This is a genomic window from Poseidonibacter lekithochrous, from assembly GCF_013283835.1.
GTDB classification, from domain to species: domain Bacteria; phylum Campylobacterota; class Campylobacteria; order Campylobacterales; family Arcobacteraceae; genus Poseidonibacter; species Poseidonibacter lekithochrous.
In genome coordinates this window covers 1,549,223-1,562,366 of the sequence record NZ_CP054052.1, presented here as the reverse complement: position 1 = coordinate 1,562,366, position 13,144 = coordinate 1,549,223, and the positions used below count along the sequence as shown (strand labels likewise).

Sequence of the window (13,144 nt, the reverse complement as noted above, 5' to 3'; positions counted from 1 at the left end):
TCATACTTTCTTATGCTAATATACCGCCTTTTTAATCAAATAAAGGAGTACTTTGCGTACAAAACAATATTCAGTTAAAGTTTGTGAAATGGCTTTAGTTAATGAAGATGAATTTATATCTTTTTTTGAAATCAATTATATTTTATTTAAAGACCATCTTATAGTAATAAGTGGTGAAATGACAAAGAGAGTTGAAGCTTATTTAAAAGAAAAGAAACTTCAATATTTAGTTAATGCTAACTTACCAAAGGGACAAGGTAGAGTTGCAATAGAAAAAGAGATTCAAGAACAAAAAGAACAACATCAGATTGAACAAGAACAAAAAGAGTTAGAGCTATCAAAACTATCAAACAAATTACAAAACAATTTAAAAGTTAGAGATACACTTGTAAGAAGTGGACAAGAATTAAATATCGATGGAGATTTACTATTACTAAATAGAGTAAATAGTGGAGCTACAATCATAATAAATGGAAACCTTATAATAACTCAAATAGTTGATGGTGCATTAAGATGTAATGGTAACTTTATGATGTTACAAGCATCACCAAAAGCAAATATAGTTTTTAATGATATTGAAATAGATAATACATCATTAAACGAAAGACTAAACAAAGTAGAGTTTATAAATAATCAAATAGTAATAACACCTGTATTAAAGGAGACAAATTGGGTATCGTAATAGCTGTAATTAGTGGAAAAGGCGGTGTTGGTAAAACAACAACTACTGCAAATGTTGGTTTAGGTATCGCAATGAACAACAAAAAATGTGTTGTTGTTGATTTTGATATTGGACAAAGAAATCTAGATATGATTTTAGGTTTAGAAAATAGAGTTGTATATGATATGGTTCAAGTTATGGATGGAGAAGTTGCATTAAAACAAGCTCTAATCAAAAGTAAAATGAATGATAACTTACACTTTCTAGCAGCCTCTCAAACAAAAGATAAAACTGCTTTACAATCAGATAAAATTCTTAATTTAGTGACAGCTTTAAAAGCAGACTTTGATTATGTAATCTTAGATGCACCTGCTGGAATTGAAAGCGGATATGAACATACTATTGAGTTTGCTGATACTGCTATTATTGTAGTAAATCCTGAGGTTTCTTCTATTAGAGATGCAGATAGAGCTATTGGTATTTTAGACTCAAAATCTCAAAAAGTAAAAGATGGTTCAGAAGTAAATAAACACCTAATTATCAACAGAATTGATGCAAAAATGGTACAAAGTGGAGAGATGCTTACAAGTCAAGATATTATTGATATTTTAAGTATTCCATTAATTGGAAAAGTTCCTGAAGATAGAGGAATTATTGATGCATCAAATCAAGGTAAACCAATTATCTTAGATAAAAACTCTGAAGCTGGTAAAGCATATTCTAGAATCTCTGCAAGACTTTGTGGGGAAGAAGTAGCATTAGAAGATGTTGAGACTATTCAAACTGGTCTATTCTCAAAAATAAAGGGGATTTTTAAATAATGTTTCCTTGGTTTAAAAAGAAAAAAAGCGCAAGCACGGCAAAAGATAGATTAACAATTGCAATCATGTCAGATAGAGATAATAACTCTTATCCATTTATGGATCAAATGAAAGCAGAAATAATTGAAGTAGTGAAAAAATACATGGGTGTAAAAGCTATTGAAATTAAAAAAGATGTAGATGGTGATGTTGAAGCACTGTCTATTGATGTACAATTAGACAAGAAAGTATAAGAAGAGCTAAATAGCCCTTCTTATATAAATACTTAGAATTTAAATAATCCTGTTTCGTTTAAAATAACGATGATTAATGCGATTGGAATCACAAATTGAACCATAAAGAACCATACTTTTGTTAAAGCAGATCCCATTAATGGAACTAATTCCCCATTAATTGTTTCTTTATCCATGAAGTGACCTACGAATACTACCGCTAAAATTCCACCAATTGGAACTAAAATAGTAGAAGCTACGAAGTCTAACCAATCAAATAAACCTTTATCCCCAACCATTAACATTGGCGAATAATCAGAAATATTCGATAATAATGCAGCAATACCTAATACATAGAAGAAAATACTACAAATCATTGCAGCTTTAATTCGTGAGTAATTAAATCTATTTACAAAGTAAGAAACCATTGGCTCTAACATTGAAATAGCAGAAGTAACACCAGCAAATGCAATAGCAACAAAGAATAACAGTGCTAATACAGAACCAATTGATCCAAACTCATAGAATACTGATGGTAATGAAATAAATACTAATCCAGCACCTTTAGTTGACTCAGCACCTTTATCAAATAATAAAGTAAAGATGATTAAACCAGCAACAATTGCAACAGTCGTATCAATAATTGAAATTAAGATTGATGATTTTACAATGTTTGCATCTTTTGGTAAAGAAGCAGCATAAGTAATAATAATCCCCATACCTAATGATAATGTATAGAACGCTTGTCCAATAGCTACAATAACAGCTTCTGAGCTTAATTTTGAGAAGTCAGCATCAAACATAAAGTGTACTGCTTTTCCAAAACTTCCATCAATTGTTACAGAATAAATAAATAACACTGATAAAATAAGTGCTAATAATGGCATTAAGATTTTATTGATTCTTTCAATTCCGTCTTTGATACCTTTTAAAATAATAGCTGTAACTAATACAAAAACAACAGTATGATACATAAGTTGTGTTTTAACGTCAGTTGTTAATAATGACATAAAGATACTTTTTGATTCTTCTACTGTTGCTGGTAGTCCTTGAAAAGACAATGCAATATAGTGAAAAATCCATCCAATTACTACTGAGTAATAAGATAATATAATTAATGGCACAACTACTATAAACCCGGCGTATTTCCAAAGGTTCTTTTTCTTAACCGCTAAGTTTTCAAACATTGTAACAGCGTCACTTTGTCCTAACTTACCAATAAGTAATTCTGCAATTAATACAAAAACACCAACAAAAAGAGCAGTAATTAAGTAAACTAATACAAATGCTCCACCACCATACTCACCTGTAACATAAGGGAATTTCCATACATTTCCTAAACCAACAGCAGAACCTACTGCAGCTAGAATGAACCCAAATCTTGTAAATCTTGAAGTGTTCATATTCCTCCTTAAAAATAAAGCTTAAAGTGTAACCAAAATTAAGTTAAACTTTTATGTGACTTTTGTGAATAATTAAAATTTGTTTAAAGAAACTTAAATAAAATTTAATAAAACTAAACAAAATACAATATTATTAAAGTAAATCTAGGATTTATTACATTGTTTTATATAATAATTTAAAACAAATTGCTTTTTGAAACCTAACTTTTCATAAAAATTAGAACTAAGACTTGAAGTAATCAGTGTTAAATATTGGAGCTCTTCTCTTTTTGCAAAGGATACAATTTCTTCAATTATATTTTTTGAAAAACTATTGCCTCTGTACGATGATAATATACTAAGAAAATGAACACCTACTACATTACTATTTGTAAAAATCAAAGCTGTTCCTATTGGGATATCATCTTTATATATTAATAATAAATCTATATTCTTATTTTTAGATAGGTTATATATTGTTTCATAAATTATAGGAAAAGAAAAAGAATTAGATGCAATTTCTACCCAAGTTGCTATATCTTCTTTTGAACCTACAAAATTTATATTTAAATCATCATCAAGAACATTATTAGATAAATGCACATCTAATGCCATTGCTGTTTGAGTGTAAGAAATATCAAATCCATTCTCTTTTAGTAATTTTGTACTTGAAATTGTATTGTTATCTTTTTTATCCCATAAGGGAATTAAATGTGAATTATCTTCATTTAACACCTTATTCATAAGTACATTAATATCATTTTTTTCATAATCATAATTAGCCCATAATCTTTTTGGCCAAGATTTTGAACCCATTAATGCAAATAAATTTCTTACATTATTTATATTGTTTTTTTCTAATTGTTTTGAAGTCATGAATTGTCCTTTTATTCTGATACCAAATTACTTACTGCTTTTCTAATTCTAGGAGTTACTAATAAAATAATTGGGAAGGCAACAAGAAAAGCTTTCCAATAAGCACCTAACCATAAGAATATAAAATTATCAACAAACCCAATATTCAAAAAAGTAATTACAAAACTCATAAAGCCTGACATAAAAGCACCATTAACAAGTGCAAATAAAATTGTTTCATATTTTTTAGCTATCATTTTTATTTCCTATTAAATACATTTCTTGTCTATAATAGACAATTATTGTTTTTTGTATTCTAATATTATATACCTTAATTGTATATTAACGACAATTTTTGTATTATATATTATAAAATTAAGGGAAAATATATGGAAGAACTATTTGATTATGAACTAATTTCAAAGTTACGTTTGAGTATTGGTGGAGTAGAAGATATTACGGGAATCAATCAAAGAAAACTTAGATATTGGGAAGAAAAAGGAATTATTCGTTCTCTTACAGGTAAATGCGGAGCAAATAAACTATTTGATTATATAAATGTTAAAAAGATTTTATATATAAAAGACTTTCTAGAAGAAGGTTTCACTCTGCAAACAGCAGTAAAAAAAGCAGATGAAAAACTTATTCCTGTTATAGAATTCCTAGGAAAACTTCCAAAAGATGAAAATAAATAATCTCATGGCTAACAATAATAAAACTATAGCTTTTAAAGCACTAAGAAATGCTATTAATACATATTTTGAAATCAGTGATAATACATGGAATGATTTAGAAGATATTTGTACATTTATGGAAATAAAGAAAAATGATTATATTACGAGATTTAATGAACATCCAGATGGTTTTTATTTTGTAAGTGTTGGTTTATTTCGTTCTTACATATTGAATGAAAAAGGAAATGAATATAATAAAAACTTCTTTTTTGAAAATACTTTTCCAGGTTCAATGGTAGCCTTACTAAAAAAACAAACTTCAAACTTTGAGATTCAAGCTCTTGAAGACTCACAAGTAATTCATATAGATTTTAAAAAATATAGAGACTTACTACTAAAACATGATGATTTAAAACTTTTTCAAATTTATTATTTAGAAAACAACTGGCTTATTAGTAAAGATGCTAGAGAAGTAGATATTGTTCAAAAAGATGCAGATGAAAGATATGATGAGTTTTTAGAAACTTATGAAAACCAACATTCAAGACTAACACAATACCATATTGCTTCACATTTAGGAATCACAGCAACACAATTAAGTAGAATTAGAAAAAAAAGAATTTAAAATCAACATATGTAAATGACAAGACCCTAAAGCTACTGTTATAATCCTCTCATAACTTAATGAAAGGAGATATAAAATATGACATTTTTAATGTTTATGGCTTTTTTAGCAGGTATTGCACTAGCAACTCAAGCTACTTTAAATACTCACTTAGGTCAAATGTTATCAAGTTCACTATTAGCCACTTTTGTAGCTTTTTTAAGTAGTAGTATTATTATGAGTTTTGTAATATTAACTTATGTAAAAAAACTACCTTCAGTAGAAGTTATAAAATCAGTTCCAATATATTTATGGTTTACAGGTGGATTATTAAGTGCATTTGCATTAGCACTATTTTATTACCTAATACCAAAAATTGGAATATTGCCATTAGTATCTCTATCATTAGGGGGACAACTAATATTTGCAGTAATAGCAGGACATTTTGGTTTATTTAATTTCCCAGTAACTACAATAGATACAAGTAAAATAATAGGTGTAGCTTCAATGCTACTTGCAATTTTTCTAATAAATAAAGGCTAAAAATGAATAATAATCAATTAATACAAAACAATATAGAAAACCTAACAAACTTATTCAAAGTAATGGGTTCAAAACAAGAAGATATTTCAAATAATAAAAAACTGCATTTATCAGACTCATGGCCAAATAGATTATGGATGCCATACGATTATAATAAACAAGATTTACAAGAAGCTATAAGCACAAACTCTAAAAAAGAAAAATCATATATTTTATCTTTATGGGAAAGAGACAAAGAGTTATTCCAAGAATCAATAAAAGAGTTAGAATCAAAAGAATACAAAGTTTTATTTGAACAAATTGGAATGTATTTAGATTTAAACGCTACAAATATAGAAGAGAATAGCGATTTAGAAATAAAACTAGCTAATACACAAGAAGAAATAAAACTATGGACAAAAATCGCATCTGAGTCTTTTGGATATGAAATAGATGTAAATATCATAGAAAAAATAGCAGAAGATGAAAATACATATCTATTATTAGCATACAAAAATGGTGTTGCTGTTGCTACTACATTATTGTTTGAGAACTCATCTGTAATGGGTGTACATCTTGTTGGAGTTCCAAAAGAGCATAGAGCACAAGGAATTGCAGAAAATATCATGAAAAGAGCTATTAATCTATCAAAAGAGAAGAAAATTGACATTATGGTTTTACAAGCATCACTTTTAGGATTAGGGATTTACCAAAGATTAGGTTTTAAACAAAACTTTATGTTAAGAAATTATCAAAAATAAATAGGAATATATTATGAATAAGACATTTGAAGAAGCAATGAATTTTAGACACGCGTGCAAAGAGTTTGATATAAGTAGAAAAATACCAAAAGATGATATAGAATTTGTATTAAATGCTGGAATACAATCACCAACATCTTATGGTTTAGAATTCACAAAATATTTAGTAATTGAAAATAATGAGCTAAAAAATAGAATACAAAATGCAAGTATGAATCAAGAACAAGTTTCTCAATGTTCACATCTTGTTGTAGTTTTAGTAAGAATAGATGATGCCAAAATAAAATCAGGAACTCCAAAACAAAGATTTGAAAGATTAAATTTACCAGATGAAACTCTAAATTTTTTCCTTGATATGTATGGACAGTTTTCTCAAACACATCTAAAAGATGATAAAGATATTTATCATTGGACTTCAAAACAAGCATATATTTCAATAGGAAATATGATGACAGCGGCAGCTGTAAAAGGAATAGATTCTTGTCCCTTAGAAGGTTTTGAAAAGGATAAAATTGAAGAGATTTTAGAACTAAATAACTCATCATTTCAAGTAGCTTTAGTTTTACCATTAGGATATAGAAATAGAGACCCTAGAGATTCAATCAGATTAGATTATAAAGAAGTAGTTGAATTTATTTCTTAGACTTACTGAGAAAATAAAAATTATTTTATAAAGATTTTAAGAATAAAAAAAGGGTAGATAAAAAATTATTTTTATCTACCCTTTTTTAGTTTTGTACTTTTATTTTAATTAGAATACAAAAGATATATCTGTAATACCTAAAGTATAAATATTTACTTTTACACCTGAGCTATCTAAAATATTATATGATATTATTAATTCATTTGGGTTTTCAATAGTTTCATTTAACTCTACAAATTTAACATATTTATCATAATCAATAATGCTATAAATAAATATAGCTTTTTCTTTGAACTTTTCATTATTGATATATTTGTCATAAACCATTTGATATGTATTTTTGTCATATTTATCATAAAAGTTTTTCTTGTACATTGCTTCGCAATATTCTTGTTTATCAAAATCGGCTGTTCCATATTTTGAATAATCTTCAGCAATGATTGCTTCAAGATCAGGATGAATTTCAAAGAAGTTGTATTTGATGTATCCATCTTCTCTTGAGATTTCATGTGTAGTCTTAATCATAATTAACCTTGTGAATGTTTTTTGTATTTTAGCATAGTAAGTTTTATATTAGATTTCTTCAAAATAGTGTATAAATAATATTAGGTTAAAACATATACATTATGTTTTATTTATATTTTCAAAATATGCTTAAATACTCATTGTCATTTTTCATCATTTTTTCAAAAAATTATTTTTTCTACAGAGGCTTACATATAGGGTATATAGACTATTTTCATACATTTTATATATGTTTATTAGATATATAATATTAAGACAATATGTATAATATAAATATTTAAGTTTATGGTATAAAAATACAAAGGGTTACATTCTTGAATATATAAATATATAAAAGTCTGCATTTTTCCAAAAAAGCCCTACTCTATTTGGAAAATGCAGTAATAAAAATTAGATTATGTGGTAGATTTGACCTACAGAAATTCCGCCATCATTTAGTGGAATATCTTTTGAGTAGTAATAAGTTTTGTTTAATTTGTCTAGTTTTGAAGTAAGTAATTCTAATAAAGTTTTATTCTGGAACACTCCCCCACTTAGAACTAAAGGAAGTTTTTCATATTGATTTGAGATATTTATGATGATATCACATAGAGTATTTATGAACTTTGAACAAATAAGTTCTACATCATTATCCTCTAATATCTCTTTTATCATAGGATTTATATCTATAATTTTATTCTCTATAGTATATGAATAGCAAGTATCTATATTTTTATTATAGTTCTGCTCAATAGCAAGACCTGTTTGTCCTTCATAATCTTGTACTTGATATAAGCCAGCTATTGAAGCTACTGCATCAAATAATCTACCTATTGAGCTTGTAAGTGGTGCGTTTAATCCTCTACTCCACATAGTATGCATTAGGTTGATTTCATTATCACTAAAAGCTTCTCTTACATTATTTTTTTGATTTAGAATCTCTTCTTTAGTATATGATTCAAATAACAAAGATAGAGCAATTCTCTTTGGTTCTTTTACAGCTTTTTCACCACCTAGTAATTTAAAGTAGTTAAATTGGAATGCTCTTTCATACTTTTTATTATCACAAACAAAGAATTCACCACCCCAAATATTTCCATCATCACCATATCCTGTACCATCAAAAGCAATACCTAAAACTTCTTTTTTTAGATCATATTCTGCCATTGTTGATAAGATATGAGCATAGTGATGTTGTACTTGAATTAGCTTTATATTTTCAAAAGTTTTAGCCCATTTTACACTCTCATAATTTGGGTGTTTATCACAAACAATTACATCAGGTTCAAAGTCATAAAATCTCTTAAATGTCTCTACAGTTCTAATAAAATATTCCGTTGCTTCTATAGAATTTAAATCTCCAATATGAGGAGATAATATTAAGTTATTTTCAAAAGCAATACTAATTGTAGCTTTTTGATTTGCTCCTAGCGCTAATATCTTTTTGTCTGTAGATTCTTGTAGTTTTATAGCGTGAGGAGCATAACCCCTAGCATTTCTTAGTTTTGTAATATCATTATTCACAACTTGTATAACAGAATCATCACAAGCATTTATAATATCTCTATTAAAATCCAAAACATAATCTACAACAAATCCAAGCTTTTGTAATAACTCATCTTTGAATCTAATAATCGGTTCATCTTTTAGATTTGCACTAGTTGCAACTAATGGATTTTCTAAAAAATCAAATAATAAATGATGCAAAGGAGTATAAGAAATAAAACATCCTAATCTATTAATATTAGGAGCAATTAGCGGTGATAGTTTTGACTTTTCTTTTTTGTTTACTAAAACTATTGGTTTCTCTTTTGAGTTTAAAAACTCTTCTTCTTTCAAGCTTATATTTGTATAGTCTTTAATCTGGTCTATATTTTTAAACATAAGAGCAAATGGTTTATTATGCCTATTTTTTCTTAGCCTTAATTCTTCTACAACTTTAGTGTTTGTGGCATCACACATAAGATGAAAACCACCTAGACCTTTAATAGCTACTATTGAGCCACTCTTGATAATATCTGCTATTTGCTCTATGGCATTTATATCTTTGCTTAGTACTTCATTTTTATTATTATATAGTTTTATTTGAGGGCCACATTTATTACAAGATACTGGTTGTGCATGGTATCTTCTATTTGTAGGATCTTCATACTCTGCTTTACAATCAGAGCATAATTCAAACTCACTCATAGAAGTATTACATCTATCATAAGGTACTGTTTTTATTATGGAATACCTAGGACCACAGTTTGTACAGTTTGTTAAAGCATAATTGTGTCTAAAATTTGATTTATCGTGTATATCTTCAATACAATCATCACATATTGCCATATCTGGTGAGATGATTGTAGATTTATGATTTGTATTTTCACTTTGGATTATTTCAAAGCTTGAGTAGCTTTTATTTGTAGTTATTTCTTCTATATTTATAGAATCAATTTTTGCTAGAACAGGAGGATTTTCTTGTAAGTCTTTTATGAATAATTCACAAGATTTCTCGTTCGCATAAAGAAGAATATTTACTCCCTTATCGTCATTATTAACCCAGCCTTTTATATCATATTTTAAAGCTAAATTATATACAAAAGGTCTAAATCCAACCCCTTGTACAATTCCTTTAACTTCTATCTTTTTACTTAGCATTTACCCTCTTCTATTTTTGTATTACAAACTCCTTATTATAATAAATATTGAAGTTCTTTGTAATACTTTTTTCTACTAGTGAAGTAAATATATCATATCTAAACATATCACCACATAAACTAACTCCATCTAAATCATAAGAGCTGTTAATATTATCTAATTCATATCCAATAAAATGTGCTAAACTCTCCATAAACCCTAGAGAAATAGTCTCTTCTTCTACTCCTGCTAATTTAAAACTCATAGCTGATTTGATAAGTTTTACATAGTCAAATTCTCTATTATAAAGCTTTTCATCTTCAACTAGTTTATAATCAATTCTAGGTCCCTTCTCTAACATACATTTATTGGCATTTTCTAAGATATCTTCTTCAAAACATAATATTTGTTTTGCTATTTGCCAGTAGTTATAAAAAGATTTTGTTTTATATGTAGAAATATCAGTATTTAGAGCTTTGTTATAATCATCTTCAAACTTTTCTTTATAGTTTTGCAATAATCTATTACTTGTTTCATCTTTTTTCATAGTTTCAAAAAACTGCTCTACACTACTTGGAATATTAAAAGGTTTTACAATATCTATAAGTCCATCAAACTTCTCACTATAAAAAGATAGACCATCATCATCTTTTGTACTAATATAAAAATTAACAATTGCTTTATCAAAAAGTTCATTTTCTGCTAATACTGTCATAAAATGAGATTTGTTTTTTTCTTCAAATTTACTATAGATTACATCAAGACTTTTATCATAAGATTTTGAGTCTAAAAAGAATTTCTTATTATCAAAGCATTTAATATGAGGAATATCTAAAATCTTATTTTTTATTATTTTTTCTTCTACATCTAAAAATACATCAAATTCATTTTTATTATTTTCTATGTTTAAAAAGTTTATATTTAATTTAGATAATTCTAGAGATAAAAAATATAAAGTCAAATCATTTGCAAATCTAATATTAATAAAATCTTTTTTTATCCCATTATTTAGTTTATAAATTTCATTTATTTTGAAATCAACTGAGGGTTTTTCTATACTAGCAAGTGAGACAATATCTGTTTTATTCTCAACTACTAATGATGACATATTTAATAAATTTGTAGCTAGTAAATTTGTACTAGAATCTAAATCATTTACTTTTGAGAAAACAAAAGTTCCACTAAGAGTTTTGATTTTGATTTTTTGATTTTCATTTATTTTTTGTGCTAGGTTTTCAAAAAGCTCTTTTGATGAATTTACTTTTTGGTTATCTAATACAAAATTTGCTTCTTCAAAAGAATCACAAACTTCACAAGATTTAAAAGCATTATAATAATTCTTATTTTCTTCATCCTCTACTTCTCTTAAACAAGTAGGACAAAATGAAATTAGATTATCTTGTTCTAAAGACATCGTTTGAACATTTGGAAAATCTGGAAGAGTATTAATAACAATGTCATAATAGAAGATTGACATAGGAAGATATGTAGAAAGTGATTCAGAAAACTCACCCAAGGACTTTTCTGAACATTTTACATATAAATGCACAAAATCAAGCTTTTGGATGATTTTGTATTCGCAGTCACTTTTTTTTGCTGCAAAATCCAAAAATTTACCTAAGGTTTTGTTTTTGGATAAATATTTGAATCTAAACTCTAGGACCATTTTGTATCTCCCTTTTAAAAGAAACTTCACTTATTAATTCTATATTTGTCTCTGCATTTATGATGTTTGATTTAACACCTATTTTTTCTAGATAATTAACAGTAACTTTTTCCATTAGATTTACAGCACTTATAATCTCAGCACTTAAATCAAAAGTAGTATCATCAGCTACTCTTTTTGGGATAACTCCTAATACATTAGTTGTAGGCAAGTCATGGTTCATATCTATCATATTAAGTGTTTGTAACATCTCAATTTCATGGGCACTACCTTGCCAATTAATATGTGAAGGTGTTTTTTTATAATCGAAGAAATAAACATCTCCAGCTTTAGAATCCAAAGCATCAACACAATCAACTACAATAACTTCATCATATTTAACAATCTCTGGTATCAGTCTTTGTGCAAGTGTTCCACCATCTACAATACTTACAGTAGATTCTTCTGAGATAAACTCATATTTTTCATCTAAATAGTGTACAAAATGAGCACCGATTCCTTCATCTTGGAATAGGATATTTCCTATTCCTAGTATTAAGATATTCATTTTTCATCTTCCCATTTGTATCCAGAAACAATAGAATCCATTGCACCTGTTTGCCCATAGATTGAATTGAATACTGCTAGATAAATATGAACTGGTAAGAAAACAATAAATACCCACATAAAAATATGGTGCAGTTCTCTAACTACCGCTAATCCACCTAACATCACTTCTAAAGGTCTTAGGAAGTCATATAAAAACCCACCTAATCCCTCATGATATACATGAATATGTAAAATCAATCCAGTAATACAAATAGCAATAATAGCCACATATATTCCCATATATGCTAAGAATTGTAATGGATTATAAACACCCTTTAAATGGGCATGTTTTCCAATTAACATATAATATTTAATTTGTTTAACCCAAATCTTTGGGCTAATAAAATCCCAAAAAGAAACTCTCTCGATACTACTTTGCTTATCAAAAATAAACAAATAAAACTTACCAATAGTTACAGCAATTAATACAAAACCAAAAATAATATGCCAAGATCTCATTAAGGCATATAAATAGTTATTTGGTTCACCTTGATTAAGTGCAGCACTTATAAAAGGTACAGCTATATAAAATCCTGTAAAAGTAAGAATAATAATAGCAACAACTCTAATCCAGTGAGTTACTCTAAGCCAAGATGAAAACTCATAATGTTTTTTTATCATGACCTACT

General features: G+C 27.3%; 16 protein-coding genes. 8 read left to right on the top strand and 8 right to left on the bottom strand.

All coding sequences use genetic code 11. The annotated features are described in order from the left end of the window. Nucleotides 1–52 precede the first annotated feature (52 nt). From ALEK_RS07545 to minE, 3 genes are read left to right on the top strand one after another with little or no spacing between them, the layout of a single operon-like run. A complete protein-coding gene (locus ALEK_RS07545; protein WP_071625772.1) occupies nt 53–682 on the top strand; it encodes a hypothetical protein in 630 nt (209 codons plus the stop codon). Further along, complete coding sequence (gene minD, locus ALEK_RS07540; protein WP_071625773.1) at nt 670–1,482, top strand: septum site-determining protein MinD; 813 nt, start codon at nt 670–672, stop codon at nt 1,480–1,482. The genes ALEK_RS07545 and minD overlap by 13 nt, the downstream gene beginning before the upstream one ends. Further along, entirely contained in the window at nt 1,482–1,715 is a 234-nt protein-coding gene (gene minE, locus ALEK_RS07535) for a cell division topological specificity factor MinE (protein WP_071625774.1), read from the top strand. Before minD ends, minE begins: the two co-directional genes overlap by 1 nt. Nucleotides 1,716–1,747: 32 nt before the next feature. Here minE and ALEK_RS07530 read toward each other — a convergent pair whose 3' ends face one another. From ALEK_RS07530 to ALEK_RS07520, 3 genes are all read right to left on the bottom strand, one after another. Further along, the gene (locus ALEK_RS07530) at nt 1,748–3,097 is read right to left on the bottom strand and encodes a sodium-dependent transporter (RefSeq protein WP_071625775.1); all 1,350 of its coding nucleotides are present in this window, start codon (nt 3,095–3,097) and stop codon (nt 1,748–1,750) included. A 144-nt stretch (nt 3,098–3,241) separates the two neighbouring features. Further along, nucleotides 3,242–3,952, bottom strand: a complete 711-nt coding sequence (locus tag ALEK_RS07525; RefSeq protein WP_071625776.1) for a GNAT family N-acetyltransferase — start codon at nt 3,950–3,952, stop codon at nt 3,242–3,244. A gap of 11 nt (nt 3,953–3,963) precedes the next feature. After that, nucleotides 3,964–4,188: a DUF2798 domain-containing protein gene (locus tag ALEK_RS07520; protein ID WP_071625777.1), complete on the bottom strand. Its 225-nt coding sequence runs from the start codon at nt 4,186–4,188 to the stop codon at nt 3,964–3,966. Between the two features lie 132 nt (nt 4,189–4,320). Here ALEK_RS07520 and ALEK_RS07515 point away from each other — a divergent pair, with 132 nt between their 5' ends. The 5 genes from ALEK_RS07515 (at nt 4,321) to ALEK_RS07495 (ending at nt 7,135) form a co-directional block, all read left to right on the top strand. Further along, nucleotides 4,321–4,626: a MerR family transcriptional regulator gene (locus tag ALEK_RS07515; protein ID WP_071625778.1), complete on the top strand. Its 306-nt coding sequence runs from the start codon at nt 4,321–4,323 to the stop codon at nt 4,624–4,626. After that, nucleotides 4,613–5,230: a Crp/Fnr family transcriptional regulator gene (locus ALEK_RS07510; RefSeq protein WP_071625779.1), complete on the top strand. Its 618-nt coding sequence runs from the start codon at nt 4,613–4,615 to the stop codon at nt 5,228–5,230. Before ALEK_RS07515 ends, ALEK_RS07510 begins: the two co-directional genes overlap by 14 nt. Before the next feature lie 78 nt (nt 5,231–5,308). Then, nucleotides 5,309–5,752, top strand: coding sequence for a DMT family transporter (locus tag ALEK_RS07505; RefSeq protein ID WP_071625780.1), 444 nt, complete (start codon nt 5,309–5,311; stop codon nt 5,750–5,752). Nucleotides 5,753–5,754: 2 nt separating this feature from the next. Next, nucleotides 5,755–6,492 (top strand): GNAT family N-acetyltransferase, encoded by a 738-nt coding sequence (locus ALEK_RS07500; RefSeq protein WP_071625781.1) that lies wholly within the window; start codon nt 5,755–5,757, stop codon nt 6,490–6,492. Nucleotides 6,493–6,505: 13 nt separating this feature from the next. After that, nucleotides 6,506–7,135: an NAD(P)H-dependent oxidoreductase gene (locus ALEK_RS07495; protein WP_071625782.1), complete on the top strand. Its 630-nt coding sequence runs from the start codon at nt 6,506–6,508 to the stop codon at nt 7,133–7,135. A 108-nt stretch (nt 7,136–7,243) separates the two neighbouring features. Here the strand turns inward: ALEK_RS07495 and ALEK_RS07490 are convergent, their stop codons facing one another. The 5 genes from ALEK_RS07490 to cybH form a co-directional block, all read right to left on the bottom strand. After that, complete coding sequence (locus ALEK_RS07490) at nt 7,244–7,660, bottom strand: hypothetical protein (protein WP_071625783.1); 417 nt, start codon at nt 7,658–7,660, stop codon at nt 7,244–7,246. A gap of 390 nt (nt 7,661–8,050) precedes the next feature. After that, nucleotides 8,051–10,282, bottom strand: coding sequence for a carbamoyltransferase HypF (gene hypF / locus ALEK_RS07485; RefSeq protein ID WP_071625784.1), 2,232 nt, complete (start codon nt 10,280–10,282; stop codon nt 8,051–8,053). Between the two features lie 10 nt (nt 10,283–10,292). Next, nucleotides 10,293–11,927 carry a hypothetical protein gene (locus ALEK_RS07480; protein ID WP_071625785.1) on the bottom strand — a complete coding sequence of 545 codons (1,635 nt, stop codon included), beginning with the start codon at nt 11,925–11,927 and terminating at the stop codon, nt 10,293–10,295. Beyond that, on the bottom strand, nt 11,911–12,474 hold the full coding sequence (locus ALEK_RS07475; protein WP_071625786.1) for a HyaD/HybD family hydrogenase maturation endopeptidase: 564 nt from the start codon (nt 12,472–12,474) through the stop codon (nt 11,911–11,913). Before ALEK_RS07475 ends, ALEK_RS07480 begins: the two co-directional genes overlap by 17 nt. Continuing rightward, the gene (gene cybH, locus ALEK_RS07470) at nt 12,471–13,136 is read right to left on the bottom strand and encodes a Ni/Fe-hydrogenase, b-type cytochrome subunit (protein ID WP_071625787.1); all 666 of its coding nucleotides are present in this window, start codon (nt 13,134–13,136) and stop codon (nt 12,471–12,473) included. The genes ALEK_RS07475 and cybH overlap by 4 nt, the downstream gene beginning before the upstream one ends. Nucleotides 13,137–13,144 lie beyond the last annotated feature (8 nt).